This is a genomic window from Agromyces mariniharenae (genome assembly GCF_008122505.1).
Taxonomy (GTDB): Bacteria; Actinomycetota; Actinomycetes; order Actinomycetales; family Microbacteriaceae; genus Agromyces; species Agromyces mariniharenae.
Map to the genome: position 1 here is coordinate 1,744,076 of NZ_VSSB01000001.1, position 23,523 is coordinate 1,767,598.

Consider the following 23,523-nt stretch of genomic DNA (forward strand, 5'->3'; position numbering starts at 1 on the left):
CGAACCATGGCTCGGATGCCGCGTCGGCACGTACTGTGGACGACACGTGCAGCAGTGCCGCAGCATGGGACTTCCCACGCCCGGTTCCGCTGCACTCCCGTGTGAGAGGAGAGCCCGTGAGGGTCGGCATCGCGAGAGAGCGACGAGAGGGCGAACGCCGGGTCGCCGCCACGCCCGAGACCGTGCGCCAGCTGGTCGGCCTGGGTCTGGAGGTGCTCGTCGAGCACGGCGCCGGTGAGGCATCCGGACACCCCGACGCGGCGTACGAGGAGGCCGGCGCGGCGATCGAGGAGGTGCTCGAGCTCGGCGACCTCGACGTGCTGCTGCACGTGCGCCCGCTCGACCCCGCGACACCCCCGCGGCTGCGTCGCGGCGCCATCACGATCGGCCTCGCCTCGCCGTCGACCGAGCTGCCGACCGTGCGCGCGCTCGCCGACGCCGGCGTCACCGCGTTCGCCCTCGAGCTCGTGCCGCGCATCTCACGCGCGCAGTCGATGGACGCCCTCACGAGCCAGGCGCTCGTCGCCGGCTACCGCTGCGTGCTCGAGGCCGCGATGCGGCTCCCGCGATTCTTCCCCCTGTACATGACGGCTGCGGGCACGATCCCACCCGCCCGGGTGCTCGTGCTCGGCGCGGGCGTCGCCGGGCTGCAGGCGATCGGCACGGCGAAGCGGCTCGGCGCGCGGGTGTCGGCGAACGACGTGCGCGCGGCATCCGCCGACGAGGTGCAGTCGCTCGGCGGCACGTTCATCAACCTCGACCTCGACGCCGCCGACGCGAGCGGCGGCTACGCGAAGGAGCTCGGCGCCGACCGCGCGGCCCGCCAGCGGCAGCTGCTCGCGCCGCACGTCGCCGACGCCGACGTGCTCATCACGACCGCCGCGATCCCGGGGCGCCCGGCGCCGCTGCTCGTCACGGCCGACATGGTGCGGGCGATGCGTCCCGGCTCCGTGGTCGTCGACCTCGCGGCCGAGTCGGGCGGCAACGTCGAAGGGTCGGTCGCCGGGTCGGATGTCGCGGTGCCGACCGCCGACGGCGGGGGCACGGTCACGGTCGTGGGCATGAAGGATGCCGCGTCGACGATGCCCGCTGACGCCTCCCGCCTGTATGCGAAGAACGTCGCCAACCTCCTCGCACTCATGACGCACGACGGCTCCGTCGAGCCCGACTTCGGCGACGTGGTGGTGATGGACGCGTGCCTCACCCACGACGGCGAGGTGCGGCATCCGGCGACCGCGGAGGCCCTCGCCACCGACGCACAGGAAGGAGCGCGCTGATGGACGGCGTCGCACTGCTCACCATCACCGTGCTCGCGGTGTTCGTGGGCTTCGAGGTGGTCTCGAAGGTCTCGAGCACCCTGCACACCCCGCTCATGTCGGGCGCGAACGCCATCCACGGCATCATCCTCGTCGGCGCGATCATCGTCGCCGGCCAGGCCGCCGACGGCTGGACGCTCACCATCGCCCTCGTCGCCGTCGTGCTCGCGACCGCCAACCTCGTCGGCGGCTTCGTCGTCACCGACCGCATGCTCGAGATGTTCCGCGGCCGCAAGCCGAAGCCCGCCGAGGCCGCCGCCTCCACCGACCCGAAGGAGTCCGGTCGATGACGATCCTCTCCCCCACCTGGACCGCCATCCTCTACCTCGTCGCCGCCGTCTGCTTCATCCTCGCCCTGAAGGGGCTGAGCTCCCCGAAGACCGCGCGCCGGGGCAACCTCATCGGCGCGGCGGGCGCGCTCGTGGCCGTGATCACGGTGTTCCTCTCGACGAAGCTCGACAACATCCCGTGGATCCTCGCCGCCATCGCGATCGGCTCGGCGATCGCGGCGCCCGTGGCCCGTCGCGTGCAGATGACGCAGATGCCCCAGCTCGTCGCGCTCTTCAACGGCGTGGGCGGCGGTGCAGCGGCGCTCGTGGCGCTGCTCGAGCTTCCGCACACGGATGACCCGTGGGTGCGCCTCGCGATCGTGTTCACGCTGCTCGTCGGCGCCGTCTCCTTCTCGGGCTCGCTCGTCACGTTCGCGAAGCTGCAGGAGCTCATGACGACCCGGCCGGTGGTGTTCCCCGGTCTTCCGGTCCTCATGGGACTCTCCCTCGTCGCGGCGATCGTGGCATCCGTCTTCGTCGTGCTGACGGGCGAGGCCTGGCTCGCGGTCGTGCTGCTCGCGCTCGGCCTCGTCGCGGGCGTGCTGCTCGTGCTGCCCGTGGGCGGCGCCGACGTGCCGATCGTGATCTCGCTGCTCAACGCGTTCACCGGACTCGCGGTCGCGGCGTCGGGCCTCGTGCTCGGCAACGTGCTGCTCGTCGTGGCGGGCACGCTCGTCGGCGCCTCCGGAACGATCCTGACCCGCGCGATGGCGTCGGCCATGGGCCGCAGCGTCTCGGGCATCCTGTTCGGCGCGTTCCGCGGCGGCTCCACGGCGGGGTCCACCGAGGCATCCGACCGACCGGTGCGCTCGTCGAGCGCCGAGGACGTCGCGGTGCTGCTCGGCTACGCCCAGCGCGTGATCATCGTGCCGGGGTACGGCCTCGCGGTGGCCCAGGGCCAGCACACGGTCGCCGAGCTGCAGGCCGCGCTCGAGGCCCGGGGCACCGAGGTGGTGTTCGCGATCCACCCCGTGGCAGGCCGCATGCCCGGCCACATGAACGTGCTGCTCGCCGAGGCGAACGTGCCCTACGAGTCGCTGAAGGAGATGAGCGAGGTCAACGGCGAGTTCAAGCAGGCGGATGTCGCGCTCGTCGTCGGCGCGAACGACGTCGTGAACCCCGCGGCGAAGTCGACGCCGGGCTCGCCGATCTACGGCATGCCGATCCTCGAGGTCGAGGATGCGCGCCAGGTGGTGTTCCTGAAGCGCTCGATGCGGCCGGGCTTCGCGGGCATCGAGAACGAGCTGCTCTACGAGCCGCAGACCACGCTGCTCTTCGGCGACGCGAAGGACTCGCTCACCAAGGTGCTCACGGCGGTGAAGGCGCTGTAGCCGGGCTCGGCCGGTCGTCGAGTAGCGGCCGGCGGAGCCGGACGCGTATCGAGACGCTTCGTCGACCACGTCTCGATACGCGTCGCCTACGGCGGCGCTACTCGACGACCGGAGCAGCGGCGAGTACGTCGAGGTAGTGCTGGTTGTACATGACTCCGAGGAGGTTGCCGAACGGGTCGACCACGACCGCCGTCACGAAGCCCGGCCCGCGCTCGATCGGCGGCTGGTACGGCGTCGCCCCGAGCGCGAGGAGGCGCTCGTACGATCCGGCCAGGTCGTCGACGTGCCAGAAGACGACCTCGCCGGCGGGCTCGGTCGGGCCCGCCGGCCGGTACTGCGCGTCGATGAGCCCGAGCTCGTCGCCGGTGTCGCCGACGCGGAACTCGGTGTAGCCCGGGCGACGGTAGTACGGCTCGATGCCGAGCACCTCGCCGTACCAGGCGGCGGCGGCCTCGAGGTCGGCGGCGTAGTAGCTGACGGTGGCGAATCCCCTGAGCATGGACGGTTCCTCTCGTGTGACCGGATCATCCGGTTTCGTGTCTTCGTGCTGCTGATCCCAGTCTCCAACGCAGAAGTGCTCACCCTCTGACCACTTTTCCGAGGAGAATCGGAACATGCGCGCCGATCGCCTCGTGGCCACCCTGCTGACCCTGCAGGCGCGCGGCCGCGTGACCGCGGCGCAACTCGCCGAGGAGCTCGAGGTCTCGGTCGCGACCGCGCGCCGCGATCTCGAGGCGCTGTCGGCTGCCGGCATCCCCGTCTACCCGCAGGCGGGCCGCGGCGGCGGCTGGCAGCTCCTCGGCGGCGCGCGTACCGACCTGTCGGGGCTCACGGCGCCCGAGGCACGGGCCCTGTTCCTGCTCGTGGGGCCTGCGGCATCCGTCGACCCCGACGCCAAGGCCGCGCTGCGCAAGCTCGTGCGCGCGCTGCCCGAGAGCTTCCGCACGGATGCCGCGGCCGCCGCCGACGCGGTCGTCATCGATCCCGGCGAGTGGGGTCGCGACGCATCCGACCGCCCCGAGCTGCTGCCGGTGCTCGAGTCGGCGGTGGTGCAGCGCCGCCGCATCCGCCTGCGGTACGCCGCGTGGAATCGCGACCCCGTCGACCGGCTCGTCGATCCGTGGGGCCTCGTGCGCAAGCGCGACCACTGGTACCTGCTCGGGGCGGTCGACGGCGCCGAGCGCACCTATCGCGTCGATCGGATGCTCGAGGCTTCCGTGACCGACGAGCCGGCGGAGCGCCCCGACGACCTCGACCTGGCTGAGCTCTGGGAGCGCGTGACGTCGGAGGTGGAGGAGCAGCGGGCGGCCGCCTCGGCGACGGTGATCGTCGACACCGGGATCGTGCCGCTGCTGCACACGCAGTTCGGCCAGCGCGCGGTGCACGAGGCATCCGTGGATGCGATGCGCTCCCGGGCGCGCATCACGGCGCCGACCGAGCAGCTGCTCGCGCGCGGCCTCGCCGGCTGGGCGGAGTACCTCGAGGTGGAGGAGCCCGCGTCGCTCCGCGCGGAGCTGATGCGGCTCGGTCGCGTGCTCGTGGAGCGCAACGGCGGCTGAGACGCGGCCGGGGCGGCGACGGGTGCGCCGCCGGGAAGCGGCCGTTCGGAGCCGGAATCCGTCCGATTCGGGACGGCCCGGCGGCCCACGTAGGATGGATCGGTACCCCCCTCCGATGTGAAAGAGGTCGCCGTGGCCACCGCCCGCGATGCCGCTCCGGAGCGCACCCAGTACTGGGTCGTCCCGGTCGTGCGCGGACTCCTCGCACTCGTGCCGGCGGCGGTGATCACGTTCTCGCAGAACCACGCGCCCGAGCTCGGCCTCGTCGTGTTCGGCGCGTGGGCGATCGTGTCCGGGCTCGTCGTCGGCGCGCTGTCGATGCGCCTCATCGAGGAGCGCGGCATCCGCTCGCTGTTCCTCGTGAACGCCGTCGCGACCACCGCCGCGGGCCTGCTCGCGGTCACGATCCCCGGCGGACTCCCCTACCTGCTCTACCTCGTGAGCGTGTGGGCGGCCGTCACCGGGTTCATGGAGCTCTACGCGGGCCTGCGCGCCCGAGGCCGCACGCCTGCGGCGCGCGACTGGATCGCCGCTGGCGCGTTCACGGCCGTGGCCGCGATCGTGTTCCTGCTGCTGCCGCCCGACTCCGTCACGGCGGTCGGCCTGCTCGGCGCGTACTTCGTGATCCTCGGCGTCTACCTCGTCATCGGCGGGTTCTCGTTGAAGTGGGCTGCGGCGCCGGGCGCCGCGGCATCCGGATCGGAGCAGCACTCGTGACCCAGGGTCCCGGCGACTACAAGCCCAGCCGGCGTGACATGCTGCGGCCGGTCGAGTACGTGGGCGGCTCCGCCATCGCCGCGATCTTCACGGGCGTCATCACGCTCGTGGTCACGCGCGACTTCACGCTCGCGCTCATCGCGACCGGCGGCGTCTTCATCATCGTGCTCGTCGCGCTCGCCCTGTTCGCGCTCGCGGTCAAGCCCGACGCGTCGGAGTCGGCCGAGCTGCGCGACGACGAGGCGCACCGGCACGAGTCGACGGATGCCGCGGGCGACGGGTCGCGCGAGCCGGGCGGCCCGCGCGACGCGGGTTCCGACGGCCCCGGCGACGGCCCGCAGGCGCCGCCGCCCGCGCACTGACGGCCGACGCGCAGCGACGGCAGCCCGCCGAAACCGCAGGGCTTAGTCGGCGCGCGGCGCCCACGCGTCATCCACGCGCGCGCCACCCGTCGCGTCGACCACTGCGAGGATCGCCGACGCGACGGCGTCCGCATGGTCGCGGTGGGCGATGAGCGACTCGTGGGTGGCATCGGCCACGACGCGGCGCGCGGAGTTCGTCGAGAGTCCGGGCAGCTCCTCCTGCAGGGCGGTGAGCGTCTCGGCGCCTATCGGCTGCACGCCGACCCCGATGACGGCGAGCGGCAGGTCGCCGAGCGGAGCGGCGCGGTGGAGGAACGGTCGGGTGGTCGCCTCCCACTCCCGCATCTGCGCCGCCTCGGTCGCCGAGGTCGAGGGTCGCACGAAGCCGGCGTGCAGTTCGGCGACCTTCCGGTCGGGCAGTCCGTCTGAGACGGCGCCGAACGCGTCGACGATGCGGAACAGGCCGAACCGCGCCAGTGCGGCCGACGCGCTCAGCGAGATGACCTGGAGCCGATGCGCCTGCGGTACCGGCCAACGCGCCCACTGGTCGGGATGCGACGCGTCGACGAGCACGAGGCCGGCGGTCTCGCGCGGATAGAGCTCGGCGAACGCGCGCACGACCAACCCGCCGAATGAGTGCCCGGCGAGGATGTACGGACCATCGATCCCGGCGGTGCGGAGCGCGCCGTGCAGCTCCACGGCCATCGTCGCACCGTCGCGGGGCGCCGGGCTCGGGTCGCTCCAGCCGAGTCCGGCACGGTCGTACGCGACGACCCGCACGTGATCGGCCAACGCCAGCTGGACCCAGTGCCAGTTCGGCGAGAACGACCCGAGACCGGCTTCGAGCACCACCGTCGGCGCTCCCCGGCTCTCGCCACGGACGTCGAGGTGCAGTCGGACGCGGCCGAGGTCGACGAGGCGGCCGGGCGGCGGGAATCGACGCGCGTCACGTCTCGCCGCTGCGCGCTGGGCGGCGTACGCGGCCACACAGAGGGCCGACAGGCCGACGGCCGACCAAGCGAGCACGCGTCGTCGGGCATAGCGGGAGTGCGACCGTTCGACGGTCACCATGCCGACATCCTCCCGCGGATCACCGCCCGCCGGAAGGGCGGAGGCGCGGACGCGGCATCCGAATGCGCGGACGTCGTCGCTGCGCCACTTCGGCGCCCTCCGCGCCGGTACAGGTGGCGCACACCGAGCGGAAGTGGCGCAGAGCGGGCTCGAGGCGAGGTGCCGCGCGGCGCTCGTCGAGCAGCGAAGGCTAGAGCCGGTCGACGAGTTCGGATGCGAGCCCGGTATACGTCGCCGGAGTCAGCTCGAGCAGGCGCCGCTTGGCGTCCTCGCCGATCTCGAGGCCCTCGACGAAGGCCGCGAGCTCGGCCGCGCCGACCCGCTTGCCGCGGGTGAGCTCCTTGAGCAGCGCGTACGGGTCGGCGATCGTCGACCGCCCGGCGACCACCTCGGCGCGGATGACCGTCTGGATCGCCTCGCCGAGCACCTCCCAGTTCACGTCGAGGTCGGCGAGCAGCAGGCTGCGGTCGAGGTCGATCTCGCCGAGGCCGCGCTCGATGTTGTCGAGGGCGAGGAGCGAATGGCCGAAGCCCACGCCGATGTTGCGCTGCGCGCTCGAGTCGGTGAGGTCGCGCTGTAGCCGGCTCGTGACGAGCGTCGCGGCGAGCGAGTCGAGCACGGCGCTCGAGAGCTCGAGGTTCGCCTCGGCGTTCTCGAACCGGATCGGGTTCACCTTGTGCGGCATGGTCGACGAGCCGGTCGCGCCCGCCGCAGGGATCTGCCGGAAGTAGCCGAGCGAGATGTAGGTCCAGATGTCGGTCGCGAGGTTGTGCAGCACGCGGTTCGCGTGCGAGACCTTCGCGTAGAGCTCGGCCTGCCAGTCGTGCGACTCGATCTGGGTCGTGAGCGGGTTCCAGGTGAGCCCGAGCGATTCGACGAACTCGCGCGACACGTCGGGCCACGCGACATCGGGCGCCGCGACCACGTGCGCCGAGAACGTGCCGGTCGCGCCCGAGAACTTGCCGAGGTACTCGGTGGCCTCGACCTGGCGGGCGATGCGCTCGAGGCGGTAGGCGAAGACGGCGAGCTCCTTGCCCATCGTGGTGGGCGTCGCGGGCTGTCCGTGCGTGCGCGAGAGCATCGCGGCATCCCGCAGCTCGACCGACAGGGCGCTCAGCGCATCGATGACGCCGCGATACTTCGGCAGCCAGACGCGCTCGACGGCGTCGCGCACGGTGATCGCGTAGGAGAGGTTGTTGATGTCCTCGCTCGTGCAGGCGAAGTGGGTGAGCTCGGCGATGTCGTCGAGGCCGAGCAGCTCGAGGCGGCGGCGCACGTAGTACTCGACGGCCTTCACGTCGTGGCGCGTGGTCGCCTCGAGCGACGCGAGCTCGTCGATGTCGACCTGGCCGAACTCGGTGACGACCGACCGCAGCTGCGCTTTCTGCTCGGCCGACAGCGGCGACGAGCCGAAGAACCCGCGGTCGGTCTGCGCGATGAGCCACTCGACCTCGACGTGCACGCGGGCGCGGTTGAGCCCGGCCTCCGACAGGTACTCGCCGAGCGCTTCGACTGCGGCGCGGTACCGTCCGTCGAGCGGGCTGAGCGGCTGGGGGGGCAGCGAGGTCATCGGTTTCCTTGTCTGAGAGCGGGGGCGAGTTGCCGGAAGAGCGCCGACGTCGACCGCTCTATCATCCCAAGAACCCGATCGAAGGTCGCATCGTCGGAGTAATAGGGGTCGGGCACGTCCTGCAGCGGCGCCAGCTCGGGGTCGAACTCAAGCAGGAGCCGCACCTTGTCGAGGTCGACCGACGAGGGCGCCTGGTTGCGCAGGATGCGGGCCTGGCCGCGGTCGAACGCGACCACGAGGTCGAGCGCGGGGAAGTCCGCCGCGTCGAACTGCCGCGCGCGGTGGTGGGTGCCGTCGTAGCCGCGGCGCTCGAGGGCGTCGATGGTGCGCTGGTCAGCCTGCTCGCCGACATGCCAGTCCCCCGTCGCGGCCGACTCGATGGCGATGCGATCGCCGAGTCCCGCGCGTTCGGCGAGGGAGCGCAGCACGACCTCCGCCATCGGCGAGCGGCAGATGTTGCCGGTGCACACGAAGGACACTCGGAAGGGCTGCGCGGCGTCCCCCGCGGGCTCCGCTCGCGTCATGCCTCCCATTCTGGACGAGATCTCCCCGGCCGCACAGGGGTGGATGGCGCCTGCGCTACGCTGGGCGATCCGCGCTGAGAAGGGGGTCGAGATGACGGATGCCCCTGCGCCCGACTTCCACGTCGACGAGGCGCTCGCGGCACGGCTCGTGGCCGACCAGCACCCCGACCTCGCGGGCGAGGTACGGCTCGTGGCGAACGGCTGGGACAACGCGATGTTCCGGCTCGGCGACCGACTGGCCGTGCGGATGCCGCGGCGTCGCGAGGCGGTCGGGCTCATGTGGAACGAGCAGCGCTGGCTCCCCCGGCTGGCCCCGCGCCTGCCGGTCGCCGTTCCCGCGCCCGTGCGGAACGGACGGCCCGCCCCCGACCTCGGCTACGACGTGCCGTGGAGCATCGTCCCGTGGTTCGACGGCGCGAGCGGGCTCGCGTTCGACGCCGAGACGCGCGGCGTCGCGGTGAACGGCCTCGCCGCGTTCGTCGCGGAGCTCGGCGCGATCCCGGCGCCGCCGGATGCCCCGGCCAACGCGTATCGCGGCGTCCCGCTCGCGCACCGCGACGACGACGTGCGGGCTCGACTGGCTCGGGGACGGATCCCGGATGCCGCGCGACTCACTCGGGTGTGGGACCGGTCGCTCGCGGCATCCGCGTGGCCCGGCCCACCCGTGTGGCTGCACGGCGACCTTCACCCGCACAACCTGCTGCTCGCGCCGTCGGGCGGGCTCGTCGCGGTGGTCGACTTCGGCGACATCACCGCGGGCGATCCGGCGACCGACCTCGCGACCGCGTGGCTCACGTTCGACGCCCGCGCTCGCCGGGTGTTCCGCGCCGAGCTCGAGGCGCGCCGCGGCGTCGACGAGGCGACGTGGGACCGCGCCCGCGGATGGGCGCTCGTGATCGCCAGCGCGGTCGTCGACCGCACCGGTCCGGCGGGCTCGTTCGGGCGCGTGGCGTCCGACGTGCTCGAGCAGGTGCAGCTCGACTGAGCGCAGTTCGGCGGCCGAGCGTGCGCCGAGTCTCCCGGGTCGGTCCGGGCCCGTCCTCCACATCCCGTCGTGCTCGTGCGGTGCGTACGGATGCCGCGCCCACCGCTCGCGGCGACCAGCAGCGCTGCGAGGCTCACGCCATGGACGACGACCCGATCATCGCCGCACTCACCGGCCGCGTCGTGAGCGCCGAGCAGGTCGAGGGTGCGCGACGGCACCTCCTCATGCTGCGCTCGCTGCTCGACGAGGTGCGCAGCACGTGGCCGGCGCTGCTCCCAGGGCCGCCGCGAACCTGGCGTTCCGCCGCGGCCGATGCCTGCGCGGTACGGCTCGACGACCTGCGGGTCCGGCTCGCGGGCGCCGCCGGCGCGCTCGCCGAGGCCGAGGCCGCGCTGGAGGTGCGCATCCGACGCCTGGAGCAGCAGCTCGAGGTGCAGGCGGAGGCGACGGCGAGGTTCCGGTGAGTGGGGCGCCGACCGGTCCCGACGACGGTGGGAGCGGGCTGGTCGTGTCGGGCGGCGGCACGGTCGCCGTCGCGGTCGACGAGCTCTTCGTCGCGGCCGCGGCGCTCGGCGCGGTGGCGCCGGTCGTCGACGGATGGCTCGCCCGAGCGGGCGTGCTGCGGCGCGGGCTCGACCTGCTCGACGTCGATGAGCCGGTCGCGGCCGTCGACGCAGCGTCGCCGGCCTGGCACGCCGGCGTCGGGTGCGTCCGACTCGAGCAGTCCCGCGACCTGGCGCTCACGTTGCGGTCGTCGCTGCTCGACGCGGCTGAGCGGTACGGCGTCACCGAGCGGCTCGTCGACGGGCTCTGGCAGCTCGGCGCGGCGGTCGCGGCGCCCTGGCTCGGCCTGCACGCGCCCGTGCTCGTCGTCGGCGCGCTGCTCGCCGCGGGCGGCCAATGGGCCGGATCCGGGATCTGGCGGGCGGCCGGATGGGGACCGACGCCGCTCGCAGCCTGGCTCGACGAGCACCGCGACCTCCTCTCCGACCCGGGGTTCGTCCGGCTGGTGCGTCTGGCCGCCGACCACGCCGACGAGACCTTCTCCGCTGCGCTGCACCTGCCCGTGCCGGGAGGACTCGGAGCGGTGATCGGCGCGCCCGAGAGCGCGTCGATGGTGCTGGCCGCGGCCGGGCTGCTCGGCACCGTCGGCAACCGGGTGCTGGTCGACGGCCCGGTGCGGGTGACGCGCGTCGAGGCGGGGGCTCGCGGATCCGTTGCCGATCGAGCCGGAGCGGATGCTGCACCTTCCGGGCACCCCGCCGAGGCGGCGGCTCGCCAGGGCGACGTCGTGGCACCGCCCGCCGGCATCGGCGACCTCGCCGACCGAGTGCCCTCGGGCGACGATGCGCCGCAGATCCGGATCGAGCGCTACGGCACCGCCGACGATCCGCGCTGGATCGTCTACGTCGGCGGCACCGCCGACTTCGGGCTCGTGACCGGCGCCGAGCCCGCCGACATGACGAGCAACACGCATGGCGTCGCCGACGACGCGAAGCTCGATCGGCTGCGGTTCACGGGTGCCGACACGGCCGCGGGCGAGCGGGCGGTGCGGGCGGCGCTCGACGAGGCGGGTGCGCAGCCCGGGGAACCGCTGCTCGCGGTCGGCTACTCGGGCGGTGGCATCATCGCGGCGAAGCTCGCCGCCGATCCCGAGCTCGGCGCCGTCGGCGCGGTGAACCTCGGCGGACCGGTCGCCTCGGCGCCGACGCGGGAGGGCGTCGGGCTGCTCTCGCTCGAGCACGAGGAGGACCTCGTTCCCGCGACCGGCGGCGCAGGTCATCCGTCACCCGATCGCGTCACCGTGACGCGCAGCGTGCTCGACCCCGATCGCGAGTACGCGTCGGCGGTCCCCGCGCACGAGCTCGCGCGTTACCGGCAGACCGCCGCTCTCGTCGACGATTCCGACGAGGAGCGGCTGGTCGAGTTCCGGGTGCTGGTCGATGAGGTCACCGGCGGCACCGCCGGCCTGCGCAGCGACTGGGTCGCGACCCGCGAGGTCAGTCCCGCGACGGGCGCACGATGAGCCCGATCAGCCAGCTGATGAGGCCGAGCACCAGGGCGCCGAGCACGCCCCACCAGAAGCCGTCGATGACGAGCCCGAACCCCATCAGGCTGCTGATCCACGCCACGAGGAGCAGCAGCAGGCCGTTCACGATGAACGAGATGAGGCCCAGCGTGAGCACGTACAAGGGGAACGCGACGATCCTCACGAAGGTGCCGACGATGGCGTTCACAAGGCCGAAGATGAGCGCGATGAGCAGGTACGTGAGCACCGTGGCGAGGGTCGTCTCCTCGTACGGCACCACCCGGATTCCCGAGACGATGAAGGTGGTCAGCCACAGCGCGAAGGCGACGACGATGACCTTGACGATGAACCGCATGGGTCCAACTCTGGCAGACGAGGCCCCACGATCGAAGGGGTACGGTGGAACGCGTGACCGCAACGGAGCCAACCCCGACGCGCGTGCGCCTCCGCCCCGAGATCGCCGCCCTCCCCGCATACCGACAGGGGCGCCCGGCGCCGGCCGACGGCTACAAGCTGTCGAGCAACGAGAACCCCTTCCCGCCGCTCCCCGGTGTCGCCGCGGCGGTGGCGGCTACCGCGAACGAGATCAACCGCTACCCCGACGCGACTGCACTCGCCCTGCGCGAGAAGCTCGCCGAGCGGTTCGACGTCTCGGTCGACGAGGTCATCGTCGGCGCCGGCTCGGTGTCGCTCCTCGCGCAGTTCATCGCGGCCGCCGCCGGTCCCGGCGACGAGGTCGTCTACTCCTGGCGCTCGTTCGAGGCGTATCCCGGGCTCGTCACGGTCTCGGGCGCGACGAGCGTGCAGGTGTCGAACCGCGACGACCACGGTCACGATCTCGATGCGATGGCCGACGCCGTCACCGAGCGCACCCGCGTCGCGATCGTCTGCTCCCCCAACAATCCCACGGGCATGATCGTCACCGCCGACGAGTTCGAGGCGTTCATGGCCCGGGTTCCCGACGACGTGCTCGTGCTGCTCGACGAGGCCTACATCGAGTTCGTGCGCACGGAGCCGACCGGGCCGGGGGCATCCGTCGACGGCCGCCGCATGCTCGACCGGTACTCCAACCTCGTCATCCTCCGCACCTTCTCGAAGGCCTACGGCCTCGCCGGCCTGCGGGTCGGCTATGCGATCGGCCCCGTGCCGATCCTCGACGCCGCGCGGTCGACGGCGATCCCGCTCAGCGTGACCGCCGCGTCGGCCGCCGCGGCGCTGGCCTCGCTCGAGCCCGAGGCCGAGCGCGAGCTGCTGGCCCGCGTCGAGACGATCGCCGGGCGGCGCAAGGCCCTCCGCGCGGCGCTGCTCGAGCAGGGCTGGCCCGTTCCCGAGGCGCACGGCAACTTCGTGTGGCTGCCCACGGGCGACCGCACGGTGGAGGTCGCGGAGCGGCTGTTCGATGCCGGACTCGTCACGCGGGCCTTCCCGCCCGAGGGCATCCGCGTCTCGGTCGGCGAGCCCGAGTCTGTCGAAACCCTCCTCAGGATTCTGGGTGAGCTTGTACCGGCCTCACAAGAAGGGCACCCGGCCTAGCAGGTAGCGTGGAACGGTGGCAGCCCGCGAGAGAGCCTTCACCGCGCCGACGGTCCAGCTCCTGACCCCCACCGGAGAACTCCGTCCCACCCCCGAGGCGGAGGCCTACCTGCCCCTCGTCGAGGCGCTTCCCGACGACCTGCTCGAGCGGTTCTACCGCGACATGCTCGTCTCGCGCCGCATCGACGTCGCGGGTGCGAACCTGCAGCGCCAGGGCCAGCTCGCGCTCTGGGTGCCGAGCCACGGGCAGGAGGCCGCGCAGGTCGGCTCGGCGCACGCGGCCCGCCCGCAGGACCACATCTTCCCCTCGTACCGCGAGCACGTCGTCGGCATGATCCGCGGGCTCGACCCCGTGAACATCCTGTCGCTGCTGCGCGGCGCGACCCTCGGCGGGTGGAACCCCGCCGAGAACGGCAACTTCCACCTCTACACGCTCGTGCTCGCGTCGCAGACGCTGCACGCCACGGGCTACGCGATGGGCGTGCAGTTCGACGGACTCTCGGGCACGGGCGATCCCGAGACCGACACCGCCGTGCTCGTCTACTACGGCGACGGGTCGACCTCGCAGGGCGACGCCAGCGAAGCGCTCCTGTTCGCCTCGAGCTACCAGACGCCGCAGGTGTTCTTCATCCAGAACAACCAGTGGGCGATCTCGGTCCCCGTCTCGCGCCAGTCCCGCAGCCCGCTCTCGCTGCGCGGCGGCGGCTTCGGCATGCCGGGCGTGCGCATCGACGGCAACGACGTGCTCATCAGCTACGCGGTCACCCGCCAGTCGCTCGAGGAGGCGCGCGCCGGCGAGGGGCCGAGCCTCATCGAGGCCGAGACCTACCGCATGGGCGCGCACACCACGGCCGACGACCCGACGAAGTACCGCACCGACGCCGAGGTGGCCTACTGGGCCGAACGCGATCCGATCACGCGGTACCGCGCGTGGCTCGAGGGCCGCGGGGCATCCGCCGCGTTCTTCGACGACGCCGACAGCGAGGCAGCGGATGCCGCGGCCGACGTCCGTCGTCGTGCGCTCGACCTGCCCGCGCCCACGCGCGAGAAGATCTTCGCCCACGTCTACAGCGAGCCGCATCCGCTCATGGACGAGGAACTGGCCTGGCTCGAGTCCTACGAGTCGGGCTTCGAGGGAGGTGCGGCATGAGCGCGCGCACCGAGGAGGAGCGCGCGGTGGCCGACGCGATCGAGGAACAGGCCGACGTGGCATCCGCCGAGGCGCAGGCGGCGACCGACGGCGCCGAGGTCTCGACGACCGAGGCAGCCGAGACGACCGAACATGCCGAGAGCGGCATGCGCGGCATCCAGACCCTCTCGATGGCGAAGGCCATCACCGCAGGTCTGCGCGAGGCCATGCGCGGCGACGACAAGGTGCTGCTCATGGGCGAGGACATCGGCCCGCTCGGCGGCGTGTTCCGCGTGACCGAGGGCCTGCAGGCGGAGTTCGGCGACAAGCGCGTGCTCGACACGCCGCTCGCGGAGTCGGGAATCGTCGGCACCGCGATCGGCCTCGCGATGCGCGGCTACCGCCCCGTGTGCGAGATCCAGTTCGACGGGTTCATCTTCCCCGCCTTCGACCAGATCACCACGCAGCTCGCACGCCAGACCGTTCGCCACGACGGCTCGATCTCGATGCCCGTCGTGATCCGCGTGCCGTACGGCGGCCACATCGGCTCGATCGAGCACCACCAGGAGAGCCCCGAGGCGTACTTCGCCCACACGCCGGGCCTGCGCGTGGTCAGCCCGTCGAGCCCGCACGACGCGTACTGGATGATCCAGGAGGCCGTCGCGTCGAACGACCCCGTGCTGTTCTTCGAGCCCAAGAGCCGCTACTGGCCGAAGGGACCGGTCGACCTCGACCACTCGGGCATGCCGCTGCACGCGAGCCGGGTCATCCGCCAGGGCACCGACATCACCGTGGTGGGCCACGGCGCGATGATCTCGACGCTGCTGCAGGCCGCCGACATCGCCGCGGGCGAGGGCACGAGCATCGAGGTCGTCGACCTTCGCTCGCTCTCCCCCATCGACTACGGGCCGCTGCTCGACTCGGTGCAGCGCACCGGCCGGCTGGTCGTGGCGCAGGAGGCGTACGGCTTCGTGAGCGTCGGCTCCGAGATCGCCGCGACCGTCGCCGAGCGGGCGTTCTACTCGCTCGAGGCCCCGGTGCTGCGCGTCTCGGCCTTCGACACCCCGTTCCCGCCCGCCGCGCTCGAGTCCGAGTACCTGCCGAGCCCCGACCGGGTGCTCGAGGCCGTCGACCGCGCCCTGGCGTACTGACCCGCGGCTCCGGCTGCGACCCGAGAGAGGCGTGAGATGAGCGAGATCCGATTCCCGTTGCCCGATGTCGGTGAGGGACTCACCGAGGCCGAGATCGTCCAGTGGCGCGTCGCGCCCGGCGACCGCATCGTCCTCGACCAGGTCTTCGTCGAGATCGAGACGGCGAAGTCGCTCGTGGAGCTGCCGAGCGCGTTCGAGGGCGTCGTCTCCGAGCTGCTCGTCGACGAGGGCCGCACGGTCGACGTCGGCACCCCGATCCTCGTGATCCAGACGGATGCCCCTGACGCGGATGCCGCGGCGCCTGCACCGGCGGCCGCGGCGCCGACGGCACCCACCGTGCCGGCTCCCCCGTCGGGCACCGTCGCGTCGCACGCGCCGGCGGCGTCGGAGGGCGGCGGCGCCGTGCTCGTGGGCCACGGCTCGTCGGGCCCCGCGCCGACGCGGCGGAAGCGGCATCCGATCCCCGGCGGGGCCCATGAGCGGCTCGCCACGCGGGCCGAGCCCGAGGTCCCGGCACCCGCTCCTCCCGCTCCCGCTGCCGGCGGCGACACGGACGTGGCTGTGCCCGCGACGACGCCCGTGCGGCCCGAGTCGCGCGTGCCCGTGATCGCGAAGCCGCCGATCCGCAAGCTCGCGAAGGACCTCGGCGTCGACCTCTCGCGCGTCGCGGCGACCGGCGCGATGGGCGAGATCACGCGCGACGACGTGATCCGCGAGGCGAGCCAGGCGAGCGTGTTCCGCAACATCCAGACGCCCGAGCTGCCCACCGACCGCGAGACGCGCGTGCCTGTGAAGGGCGTGCGCAAGGCCATCGCGAACGCGATGGTGCAGAGCGCATACTCCGCGCCGCATGTGAGCGTGTTCGTCGACGTCGACGCCTCGCGGACGATGGAGTACGTCAAGCGCCTGAAGGCGTCGCCCGACTACGCCGGCGTGCGGGTCTCGCCGCTGCTCATCATGGCGAAGGCCATGATCTGGGCCGTGCGGCGCAACCCCACGGTCAACGCGCAGTGGACCGACGACGAGATCATCGTCAAGCACTTCGTCAACCTCGGCGTCGCCGCGGCGACCCCGCGCGGCCTCCTCGTGCCCAATGTCAAGGAGGCGCAGGGAATGACCATGGTCGAGCTCGCGACGGCGCTCGAGCAGCTCACGCTGACGGCGCGCGAGGGCAAGACCCAGCCGGCCGAGATGCAGGGCGGCACGATCACCGTCACGAACATCGGCGTCTTCGGCATGGACACGGGCACGCCGATCCTCAACCCCGGCGAGGTCGCCATCGTGGCCCTGGGCACCATCAAGCAGAAGCCGTGGGTCGTCGACGGCGAGGTGCGCCCGCGCTTCGTCACCACGATCGGCGCGTCGTTCGACCACCGCGTGGTCGACGGCGACGTGGCGAGCCGGTTCCTCGCCGACGTCGCGTCGATCATCGAGGAGCCTGCGCTCCTGCTCGAGTGAGCGGTGCGCGAGCGACCGTCTGACCGAACGACGGACGGTTAGAGTCGCGCCTCGTAGGTGATCACGTCGCCGAGGCGGCCGGACTCGAAGAGGCCGGCCCGCTCGAGCGCGCGACGCGCGGGCAGGTTGCCGATCTCGGCTTCGGCCCGCACTGCGGCGGCGCCCGCGGAGCGGGCGAGCCCGAGCACCTCGACCACCGTGTCGACCGCGAGCCCCTGGCCGCGCACGGCGGGGACGAGCCCGAAGGCGAACTCCACCACGCCGTCGGCGTCGGGCGGCCCGAAGAGGTTCACTCCCCCGATGGCCAGGCCGTCGCGCTGGCGACGCACGAGGTAGGGACCGAATGGGGCGGGGTCGCCGGTCTCGCGAACCGCACGCACGTATTCGCTCAGGAGCTCGGGCTCGTCGGTGAAGGCGTAGCCGCCCTCCCAGCCGTCGTGCGGGTCGACCTCGCCGGACAGCACGCGCTGGGCGTCGGCGACGGTGAACGGGTGCAACGTGAGGGGCGTCGTCGTCAGGTCCACGTGCTTCATGCTCGCATGTCGGTGCGACACTCGCCGAAACGCTCCACAACCACGGCGTGAACGATGACGCGGAATGACGTCGACGACGTGGGCGTTCCTGCATGCATGACCGAGGGCCTCACCGGCACGCGCACCCATGCGCCAGATGGTTTTGACAATCATTATCAATAAGCGATACGGTCGATCCATGACCCCGAGCCAGCGTTCCGTGCGCCGCCGTGTCCTCACCGCGACGGCGGTCGGCGCCGCGCTGGCGGCCGGCGTCCTGGCGCTCGCCTCGTGCGCGAGCCCCGTGGCATCCGGCACGGCGGGGGAGCGGGGCCCGTCGATCGTGGCGACGACCACCCAGGTGGGCGACTTCACCCGCGAGCTCGTGGGCGACACGGCCGACGTCACCCAGCTGCTCGCGCCCGCCCAGAGCGCCCACGGCTTCGACCCCTCGGCCGCGCAGCTGCTCGCGCTCGCCGACGCCGACGCGCTCGTGGTCAACGGCGCCGGCCTCGAGAGCTGGCTCGACGACGCCGTGAGCGCGTCGGGCTTCGACGGCGTGCTCATCGACGCGAGCACCGGCATCGAGCTCTACGGCACCGACGACCACGACGACGACGCCGACGCCGACGACGCGGATGCCGCGGCCGACGCCGGCCACGCGACGTCCGACGACGACGCAGGCACCGACGCCGACGCGCACGACGACCACGCGGCATCCGACGACCACGACGGACACGACCACGGCGACGGCAACCCGCACATCTGGACCGACCCCGAGCTCGCCGAGCACATGGTGCACAACATCGCGCACGGCCTCGAGACCGTGCCGGGCATCGACGCGGGCGCCGTCACCGCGAACGAGGACGCCTACCTCGCGCAGCTCGAGGCGCTCGACGCCTGGATCGAGGAGAACGTCGACACGGTCCCCGAGGCGCAGCGCCTGCTCGTGACGAACCACGACGCGTTCACGTACTTCATCGACGCGTACGACCTCACCTTCGTGGGCAGCGTCATCCCGAGCTTCGACGACAACGCCGAGCCGAGCGCGGCCGAGATCGACGACCTCGTCGCGAAGATCCGTGCGACCGGCGTGCAGGCGGTCTTCTCCGAGGCGTCGATCTCGCCGAAGGCGGCCGCGACGATCGCGTCCGAGGCGGGCGTCACCGTCTACTCGGGCGACGACGCACTCTACGGCGACTCGCTCGGCGTCGAGGGGTCGCCCGGCGAGACCTACCTCGGCAGCCAGGTGCACAACGCGACCCTCATCCTCGAGTCGTGGGGCGTCACGCCTTCCCCGCTCCCCGCCGTGCTGCAAGGATGACCGCATGACCGACTCCTCCGTGCTGCGGCTCGAGCATGCCGCCTTCACGCATCCGGGCGGAGGCGGCGTCGCCGACCTCGAGCTCGAGATCGCGCCGGGCGAGGCGGTGGCGCTCATCGGGCCGAACGGCGCGGGAAAGTCGACGCTGCTGAAGGGCATCCTCGGCCTGGTGCCGCTCACGGCCGGCAGCATGCACGTCGGTACGAGTTCGTCGGATGCCGCGACGACGGCTCGTGACGGAGCGCATGCCCGCAACGGCATGATCGGCTTCCTCCCTCAGTCGGCCGACCTCGACCCCGACTTCCCGATCAGCCTCGAGCAGGTCGTGATGCAGGGTCGGTACCGCCGCATGGGCCTGCTGCGCTGGCCCGGGCGCGCCGATCGCGGCGCGGTGCGCCGTGCGCTCGAGACCGTCGGACTGGCCGAGCTGGCGAAGCGCCGCTTCGGCGAGCTGTCGGGCGGGCAGCGCCAGCGCGGCCTCCTGGCCCGGGCGCTCGCCTCCGAGCCCGCGCTCCTGCTGCTCGACGAGCCGTTCAACGGCCTCGACCAGCAGAACCGCGACGCGCTCATCGCCACGCTGCACGCGCTGAAGGCGCAGGGCGTGGCCGTGCTCGTCTCGACGCACGACCTCGAGCTCGCGAAGCTCGTCTGCGACGCGGTGGTGCTCGTGAACGGCACGCAGCTCGCGTTCGGTCCCGTCGACGACGTGCTGACCCTGGGCAACGTGCAGGAGTGCTTCGAGGGCGTCGAGGTCGAGATCGACGAGCACACGCTGGTGGTTCCCGGGCACGAGGGGCATTGATGCCGCACGCGGCATGCACCGTGGCGGCGGGCATCCACCGAGGCCGGGGGAGTGGCCGATGAGCCTGCTCGACGCCCTGTTCGGTGCGTTCGCGGTGCCGTTCATGGCCCGCGCCCTGCTCGTCATGCTCGTGCTCGCCGTCGTCGCGGGCGTCGTCGGCGTGCTCGTCAACCTGCGCGGCCTCGAGTTCATCAGCGACGGCCTCACCCACGCGGTCTTCCCCGGTCTGGCCATCGGCTTGGCGGTGGGCGGCACGGCAGGCCTGATCCCCGGTGCCGCGATCGCCGCGCTGGCGGCCGCGCTCGTGCTCACCTGGCTCGACCGGGCCGGCGTCACGTCCGACGCGGCGATCGCGGTGGTGCTCACGGCGACCTTCAGCGTCGGCGTCATCGTGGTGTCACGCAGCGACGACTACGCGGGCGAGCTCGAGGCGCTCCTGTTCGGGCGCGTCCTCACGATCCCGCCGGCCGAGGTGCTGCCGCTCGTGGTGGTCTGCGCGATCGCGCTCATCGCCGTGGGCCTCTCGCTGAAGCAGCAGCTGTTCCGCGCGTTCGACGCGGGCGGCAGCCGGGCTGCCGGCAACTCCGCCTTCGTGCTCGACCTCGTGCTCAACGGCGCCGTCGCGCTCGTGGTGGTGGCCGCGGCGAGCACGGTCGGCACGCTCCTCGTGCTCGCTCTGCTCATCGTGCCGGGCGCGGTCGCGCGGCTCGCGACGCAGCGGCTGTGGCTGCTGTTCCCCGCCGCGGCGGTGTTCGCGGGTCTCTGCTCGTGGTTCGGGCTCGCGGTCGGGTTCTGGGGATCCGTCGGCTGGGGCGTCGACCTGCCCGCCGGCAGCACCATCGTCGCGACCTTCGTCGCGGGGTACGCACTCGTGCTGCTGGTGGCATGGGCGGCCGGCCGCACGCGCAGCATCGCGCCGCGGCCCGACGATGAGCGGCCGCTCGACGACGCCCGCGAGGCACGCGCGGCCGTGGCGGGGGAGGGGCGCTGATGGGCTACTTCGAGCGCGCTTTGGTCGCCGCGATCGTGATCGGCGCGGGCGCGGGGTTCGTGGGCGCGCTCGTCGTGCTTCGCCGCCGCACGTTCTTCGCGCAGGCCCTGACCCACGGCACGTACCCGGGCGCGGTCGCGGCGGCGGCGCTCGGCGTGAGCGTGCCGCTCGGGGCGGCCGCGGCATCCGTCGTGCTCGTGGCCGTGATGGCGGGCATCGCCCGCGTGCGACGCCAGGGCGCGCAGGTCGCCGCGGGCATCGTGCTCACGGGCGGGTTCGCGATCGGCGCGATCCTGCAGGCGGTCATCCCGGGGCTGCCGGTGCGGGCGGAGTCGCTGCTCGTGGGCTCGATCCTCACGGTGTCCGACGCCGACATCGTGCTCGCGGCATCCGTGGCCCTCATCGCCGTCGTGCTCGTCGCGATGTTCGGCAAGGAGATCGCGTTCTCAACATTCGACCCGTCGGGCTTCCGCGCCGCCGGCTATCGCGAGTGGCCGATCGAGCTGCTCGTGCTCGCCCTGATCGCCGCGACGGTCGTGAGCGCGCTGCCGGCGGTCGGGGCGATCCTCGCGATCGCGCTCATCGCCGCGCCCGCCGCCGCGGCCCGGCTGGTCGTGCCGACGTACCGGGCGATCCTGTGGACGGCACCGCTCATCGGCGCGGCATCCGGCGTCATCGGGGTGCTGGCATCGCGGGCGCTCGCCGTCGCGGCCGGTCCGAGCATCGTGCTCGCGGCCACCGCCTTCTTCGCGCTCGCGCTGGGTATCTCCAAGCTGCGCGGACTACCGTTGAACCGAGTCGCCATCCCCGTGGAGACCGCAGAGGACGCACGCATCGCATGAAACGCAACACCTGGCAGCGCGAAGCCGTTCGCGAGGCGCTCGACGAGACCGAGGGCTTCATCAGCGCGCAGGCGCTGCACTCGACGCTGCACGCCAGCGGGTCTCCGATCGGGCTGGCGACGGTCTACCGGGCGCTGGGCGACCTCGCCGCCAACGGTGAAGCCGACTCGCTGCAGTCGCCGGAGGGCGAGGCGCTCTACCGCGCGTGCAGCACGACCGGCCACCACCACCACCTGATCTGCCGCAACTGCGGGCTCACGGTCGAGATCGCGGCCGACGAGGTGGAGTCGTGGGCCAAGCGCGTCGCGGCCGAGCACGGGTTCACGGGCGCCGCCCACGTCGTCGACGTGTTCGGGCTGTGCGCGAACTGCACGAAGGCGCTCGGCGCCGACGCGCGCTGAGGCCACCCTCGCGCGGACGCAACCGCCGCGCCGCGGAGCCACGCCCGCCGTCACCCGAAGTGAGTGATGTGCTCCGGCGGCCATTCGGCGTAGTGTCACCCTGTAGATGGTGACCGGCCGGGGGGTCCGGCACCTCCTGGGGTCGACGCCTCCCGGGTTCCCGCGGCCGGTGCGGGACCGGGATCCAGCGACCCTGGAGGGGACATGGTCATGCAGGACGAGGCGCTCGAGCCGACATTCACGCGCGAGGGCGAAGCCACCACCGCGCGCTACACGCGGATCCCGGAGGGCGCGATGCTCCCCGACACCGCCTACCGCATCGTGCGCGACGAGACGATGCTCGACGGCAACGCGCGACTCAACCTCGCGACGTTCGTCGGCACGTGGATGGACGAGCACGCCGATCGCCTCTACAAGGACGCGTTCGACAAGAACATGATCGACAAGGACGAGTACCCGGCGACCGCCGCGATCGAGGAGTACTGCTGGCGCATCCTCGCCGACCTGTGGAACGCACCGGATCGGACCGACGTCATCGGCACGTCCACGATCGGCTCGTCCGAGGCGTGCATGCTGGGCGGGCTCGCGTTGAAGCGCCGCTGGCAGCACGCCCGCCGGGCGGCGGGGAAGTCCACCGAGAAGCCGAACCTCATCATGAGCTCCGCGGTGCAGGTGTGCTGGGAGAAGTTCTGCAACTACTTCGACGTCGAGATGCGGTTCATCGACACGTCCGACGAGCACCCGCTCATGGACGGCACGGGCCTCGAGGACGTCGTCGACGAGAACACGATCGGCGTCGTCGTGCTCATGGGGGTCACCTACACGGGTGCGTACGAGCCCGTCACGAAGGTCGCCGCGAAGCTCGACGAGATCCAGGCGAAGACCGGCCTCGACATCCCGATGCACATCGACGGGGCATCCGGTGCCATGGTCGCGCCCTTCCTCCAGCCCGACCTCGAGTGGGACTTCCGCGTGAAGCGGGTGCAGTCGATCAACACCTCGGGCCACAAGTACGGACTCGTCTACCCCGGCGTCGGCTGGATCGTCTGGCGCAACGTCGCCGCGCTGCCCGACGACCTCGTCTTCAAGGTGAGCTACCTCGGCGGCTCGATGCCGACGTTCGCGTTGAACTTCTCCCGGCCGGGCGCCCAGGTGCTGCTGCAGTACTACCGCTTCCTGCGCCTCGGCCGCGACGGCTACACGGCGATCCAGCAGGCCTCGCAGGATGTCGCGCGCTACCTCTCGCACGGCGTCGGCGAGCTCGACGCCTTCGAGCTCATCACCGACGGCTCCGACATCCCGGTGTTCGCGTGGCGGCTGAAGCCCGGCCACACCGACAAGTGGAACCTCTACCACCTCTCGGAGCGGCTGCGCATCCGTGGCTGGCTCGTGCCCGCCTACCCGCTGTCGGGCAAGCAGGCCGACCAGACGGTCATGCGCATCGTCTGCCGCAACGGCCTCAGCCGCGACCTCGCCGAGGACCTCATGCGGGACATCAGGACCGAGACGGCCTACCTCGACGCGCTCGAGCAGCCGATGCCGCATCCGGGCATCGGGCCGACGTTCCACCACTGATCGCGAGGTGCG

The 23,523-nt window shown here is 72.4% G+C and carries 25 protein-coding genes; 19 read left to right on the top strand and 6 right to left on the bottom strand.

The features are described from left to right. Nucleotides 1-116: 116 nt before the first annotated feature. The 3 genes from FYC51_RS07990 to FYC51_RS08000 are packed head-to-tail and all read left to right on the top strand — an operon-like array spanning nt 117 to nt 2,976. Nucleotides 117-1,277 (top strand): Re/Si-specific NAD(P)(+) transhydrogenase subunit alpha, encoded by a 1,161-nt coding sequence (locus tag FYC51_RS07990; protein ID WP_148733054.1) that lies wholly within the window; start codon nt 117-119, stop codon nt 1,275-1,277. After that, nucleotides 1,277-1,606, top strand: a complete 330-nt coding sequence (locus FYC51_RS07995; protein WP_148733055.1) for an NAD(P) transhydrogenase subunit alpha part 2 — start codon at nt 1,277-1,279, stop codon at nt 1,604-1,606. The genes FYC51_RS07990 and FYC51_RS07995 overlap by 1 nt, the downstream gene beginning before the upstream one ends. Then, a complete protein-coding gene (locus FYC51_RS08000) occupies nt 1,603-2,976 on the top strand; it encodes an NAD(P)(+) transhydrogenase (Re/Si-specific) subunit beta (protein ID WP_148733056.1) in 1,374 nt (457 codons plus the stop codon). The genes FYC51_RS07995 and FYC51_RS08000 overlap by 4 nt, the downstream gene beginning before the upstream one ends. 97 nt (nt 2,977-3,073) lie before the next feature. On the opposite strand, the gene FYC51_RS08005 is transcribed toward FYC51_RS08000, so the two are convergent. Continuing rightward, nucleotides 3,074-3,475 (bottom strand): VOC family protein, encoded by a 402-nt coding sequence (locus tag FYC51_RS08005; protein WP_148733057.1) that lies wholly within the window; start codon nt 3,473-3,475, stop codon nt 3,074-3,076. A gap of 115 nt (nt 3,476-3,590) precedes the next feature. On the opposite strand from FYC51_RS08005, the gene FYC51_RS08010 reads away from it, so the two are divergent. The 3 genes from FYC51_RS08010 (at nt 3,591) to FYC51_RS08020 (ending at nt 5,614) form a co-directional block, all read left to right on the top strand. After that, a complete protein-coding gene (locus FYC51_RS08010) occupies nt 3,591-4,535 on the top strand; it encodes a helix-turn-helix transcriptional regulator (protein ID WP_148733058.1) in 945 nt (314 codons plus the stop codon). Between the two features lie 132 nt (nt 4,536-4,667). After that, nucleotides 4,668-5,252: a DUF308 domain-containing protein gene (locus tag FYC51_RS08015; RefSeq protein ID WP_148733059.1), complete on the top strand. Its 585-nt coding sequence runs from the start codon at nt 4,668-4,670 to the stop codon at nt 5,250-5,252. Next, nucleotides 5,249-5,614, top strand: a complete 366-nt coding sequence (locus tag FYC51_RS08020; protein WP_148733060.1) for a hypothetical protein — start codon at nt 5,249-5,251, stop codon at nt 5,612-5,614. Before FYC51_RS08015 ends, FYC51_RS08020 begins: the two co-directional genes overlap by 4 nt. Nucleotides 5,615-5,656: 42 nt before the next feature. Here the strand turns inward: FYC51_RS08020 and FYC51_RS08025 are convergent, their stop codons facing one another. From FYC51_RS08025 to FYC51_RS08035, 3 genes are all read right to left on the bottom strand, one after another. Continuing rightward, complete coding sequence (locus FYC51_RS08025) at nt 5,657-6,685, bottom strand: alpha/beta hydrolase (RefSeq protein WP_148733061.1); 1,029 nt, start codon at nt 6,683-6,685, stop codon at nt 5,657-5,659. 190 nt (nt 6,686-6,875) lie between these two features. Next, nucleotides 6,876-8,255 carry an adenylosuccinate lyase gene (gene purB / locus FYC51_RS08030; protein ID WP_148733062.1) on the bottom strand — a complete coding sequence of 460 codons (1,380 nt, stop codon included), beginning with the start codon at nt 8,253-8,255 and terminating at the stop codon, nt 6,876-6,878. Beyond that, nucleotides 8,252-8,779 carry a low molecular weight protein-tyrosine-phosphatase gene (locus FYC51_RS08035; RefSeq protein WP_148733063.1) on the bottom strand — a complete coding sequence of 176 codons (528 nt, stop codon included), beginning with the start codon at nt 8,777-8,779 and terminating at the stop codon, nt 8,252-8,254. Before FYC51_RS08035 ends, purB begins: the two co-directional genes overlap by 4 nt. Between FYC51_RS08035 and FYC51_RS08040 the strand changes: the two genes are divergently transcribed. The 3 genes from FYC51_RS08040 (at nt 8,778) to FYC51_RS08050 (ending at nt 11,790) form a co-directional block, all read left to right on the top strand. Further along, on the top strand, nt 8,778-9,764 hold the full coding sequence (locus tag FYC51_RS08040; RefSeq protein ID WP_187432538.1) for an aminoglycoside phosphotransferase family protein: 987 nt from the start codon (nt 8,778-8,780) through the stop codon (nt 9,762-9,764). The genes FYC51_RS08035 and FYC51_RS08040 overlap by 2 nt on opposite strands. A 140-nt stretch (nt 9,765-9,904) precedes the next feature. Continuing rightward, complete coding sequence (locus FYC51_RS08045; protein WP_148733065.1) at nt 9,905-10,228, top strand: hypothetical protein; 324 nt, start codon at nt 9,905-9,907, stop codon at nt 10,226-10,228. After that, entirely contained in the window at nt 10,225-11,790 is a 1,566-nt protein-coding gene (locus FYC51_RS08050; RefSeq protein ID WP_148733066.1) for a hypothetical protein, read from the top strand. The genes FYC51_RS08045 and FYC51_RS08050 overlap by 4 nt, the downstream gene beginning before the upstream one ends. On the opposite strand, the gene FYC51_RS08055 is transcribed toward FYC51_RS08050, so the two are convergent. After that, nucleotides 11,765-12,148 (bottom strand): phage holin family protein, encoded by a 384-nt coding sequence (locus tag FYC51_RS08055; protein WP_148733067.1) that lies wholly within the window; start codon nt 12,146-12,148, stop codon nt 11,765-11,767. The two genes, FYC51_RS08050 and FYC51_RS08055, sit on opposite strands and share 26 nt — an antisense overlap. Before the next feature lie 53 nt (nt 12,149-12,201). Here FYC51_RS08055 and FYC51_RS08060 point away from each other — a divergent pair, with 53 nt between their 5' ends. The 4 genes from FYC51_RS08060 to FYC51_RS08075 all read left to right on the top strand — a co-directional run bounded on the left by FYC51_RS08060 (nt 12,202) and on the right by FYC51_RS08075 (nt 17,064). Continuing rightward, nucleotides 12,202-13,326 carry a histidinol-phosphate transaminase gene (locus tag FYC51_RS08060; protein ID WP_238476268.1) on the top strand — a complete coding sequence of 375 codons (1,125 nt, stop codon included), beginning with the start codon at nt 12,202-12,204 and terminating at the stop codon, nt 13,324-13,326. Nucleotides 13,327-13,342: 16 nt separating this feature from the next. Further along, complete coding sequence (locus FYC51_RS08065; RefSeq protein ID WP_148733068.1) at nt 13,343-14,476, top strand: thiamine pyrophosphate-dependent enzyme; 1,134 nt, start codon at nt 13,343-13,345, stop codon at nt 14,474-14,476. 146 nt (nt 14,477-14,622) lie between these two features. Next, entirely contained in the window at nt 14,623-15,606 is a 984-nt protein-coding gene (locus tag FYC51_RS08070; RefSeq protein WP_148734196.1) for an alpha-ketoacid dehydrogenase subunit beta, read from the top strand. Nucleotides 15,607-15,642: 36 nt separating this feature from the next. Continuing rightward, nucleotides 15,643-17,064 carry a dihydrolipoamide acetyltransferase family protein gene (locus FYC51_RS08075; RefSeq protein WP_148733069.1) on the top strand — a complete coding sequence of 474 codons (1,422 nt, stop codon included), beginning with the start codon at nt 15,643-15,645 and terminating at the stop codon, nt 17,062-17,064. A gap of 38 nt (nt 17,065-17,102) precedes the next feature. Here FYC51_RS08075 and FYC51_RS08080 read toward each other — a convergent pair whose 3' ends face one another. Further along, a complete protein-coding gene (locus FYC51_RS08080) occupies nt 17,103-17,588 on the bottom strand; it encodes a GNAT family N-acetyltransferase (RefSeq protein ID WP_187432539.1) in 486 nt (161 codons plus the stop codon). 187 nt (nt 17,589-17,775) lie between these two features. Here FYC51_RS08080 and FYC51_RS08085 point away from each other — a divergent pair, with 187 nt between their 5' ends. The 6 genes from FYC51_RS08085 (at nt 17,776) to gad (ending at nt 23,511) form a co-directional block, all read left to right on the top strand. Beyond that, nucleotides 17,776-18,900, top strand: coding sequence for a metal ABC transporter substrate-binding protein (locus tag FYC51_RS08085; protein WP_148733071.1), 1,125 nt, complete (start codon nt 17,776-17,778; stop codon nt 18,898-18,900). 4 nt (nt 18,901-18,904) lie between these two features. Then, on the top strand, nt 18,905-19,702 hold the full coding sequence (locus FYC51_RS08090; RefSeq protein WP_148733072.1) for a metal ABC transporter ATP-binding protein: 798 nt from the start codon (nt 18,905-18,907) through the stop codon (nt 19,700-19,702). Nucleotides 19,703-19,760: 58 nt separating this feature from the next. After that, nucleotides 19,761-20,693 carry a metal ABC transporter permease gene (locus FYC51_RS08095; RefSeq protein WP_187432540.1) on the top strand — a complete coding sequence of 311 codons (933 nt, stop codon included), beginning with the start codon at nt 19,761-19,763 and terminating at the stop codon, nt 20,691-20,693. Beyond that, nucleotides 20,693-21,535 carry a metal ABC transporter permease gene (locus FYC51_RS08100; protein WP_148733074.1) on the top strand — a complete coding sequence of 281 codons (843 nt, stop codon included), beginning with the start codon at nt 20,693-20,695 and terminating at the stop codon, nt 21,533-21,535. Before FYC51_RS08095 ends, FYC51_RS08100 begins: the two co-directional genes overlap by 1 nt. Beyond that, nucleotides 21,532-21,936 carry a Fur family transcriptional regulator gene (locus FYC51_RS08105; protein WP_148733075.1) on the top strand — a complete coding sequence of 135 codons (405 nt, stop codon included), beginning with the start codon at nt 21,532-21,534 and terminating at the stop codon, nt 21,934-21,936. The genes FYC51_RS08100 and FYC51_RS08105 overlap by 4 nt, the downstream gene beginning before the upstream one ends. Nucleotides 21,937-22,140: 204 nt before the next feature. Next, nucleotides 22,141-23,511: a glutamate decarboxylase gene (gene gad, locus FYC51_RS08110; RefSeq protein ID WP_148733076.1), complete on the top strand. Its 1,371-nt coding sequence runs from the start codon at nt 22,141-22,143 to the stop codon at nt 23,509-23,511. Nucleotides 23,512-23,523: the final 12 nt, after the last annotated feature.

Coding starts and splice junctions, on each gene's coding strand:
- FYC51_RS08105 (WP_148733075.1), top strand. CDS start 21,532: ATGAAACGCAACACCTGGCAGCGCGAAGCCGTTCGCGAGGCGCTCGAC.
- FYC51_RS08075 (WP_148733069.1), top strand. CDS start 15,643: ATGAGCGAGATCCGATTCCCGTTGCCCGATGTCGGTGAGGGACTCACC.
- purB (WP_148733062.1), bottom strand. CDS start 8,255: ATGACCTCGCTGCCCCCCCAGCCGCTCAGCCCGCTCGACGGACGGTAC.
- FYC51_RS08040 (WP_187432538.1), top strand. CDS start 8,778: ATGCCTCCCATTCTGGACGAGATCTCCCCGGCCGCACAGGGGTGGATG.
- FYC51_RS08085 (WP_148733071.1), top strand. CDS start 17,776: ATGACCCCGAGCCAGCGTTCCGTGCGCCGCCGTGTCCTCACCGCGACG.
- FYC51_RS08055 (WP_148733067.1), bottom strand. CDS start 12,148: ATGCGGTTCATCGTCAAGGTCATCGTCGTCGCCTTCGCGCTGTGGCTG.
- FYC51_RS08070 (WP_148734196.1), top strand. CDS start 14,623: ATGCGCGGCATCCAGACCCTCTCGATGGCGAAGGCCATCACCGCAGGT.
- FYC51_RS08025 (WP_148733061.1), bottom strand. CDS start 6,685: ATGGTGACCGTCGAACGGTCGCACTCCCGCTATGCCCGACGACGCGTG.
- FYC51_RS08095 (WP_187432540.1), top strand. CDS start 19,761: ATGAGCCTGCTCGACGCCCTGTTCGGTGCGTTCGCGGTGCCGTTCATG.
- FYC51_RS08005 (WP_148733057.1), bottom strand. CDS start 3,475: ATGCTCAGGGGATTCGCCACCGTCAGCTACTACGCCGCCGACCTCGAG.
- FYC51_RS08100 (WP_148733074.1), top strand. CDS start 20,693: ATGGGCTACTTCGAGCGCGCTTTGGTCGCCGCGATCGTGATCGGCGCG.
- FYC51_RS08090 (WP_148733072.1), top strand. CDS start 18,905: ATGACCGACTCCTCCGTGCTGCGGCTCGAGCATGCCGCCTTCACGCAT.
- FYC51_RS07995 (WP_148733055.1), top strand. CDS start 1,277: ATGGACGGCGTCGCACTGCTCACCATCACCGTGCTCGCGGTGTTCGTG.
- FYC51_RS08045 (WP_148733065.1), top strand. CDS start 9,905: ATGGACGACGACCCGATCATCGCCGCACTCACCGGCCGCGTCGTGAGC.
- FYC51_RS08035 (WP_148733063.1), bottom strand. CDS start 8,779: ATGACGCGAGCGGAGCCCGCGGGGGACGCCGCGCAGCCCTTCCGAGTG.
- FYC51_RS08010 (WP_148733058.1), top strand. CDS start 3,591: ATGCGCGCCGATCGCCTCGTGGCCACCCTGCTGACCCTGCAGGCGCGC.
- gad (WP_148733076.1), top strand. CDS start 22,141: ATGGTCATGCAGGACGAGGCGCTCGAGCCGACATTCACGCGCGAGGGC.
- FYC51_RS08000 (WP_148733056.1), top strand. CDS start 1,603: ATGACGATCCTCTCCCCCACCTGGACCGCCATCCTCTACCTCGTCGCC.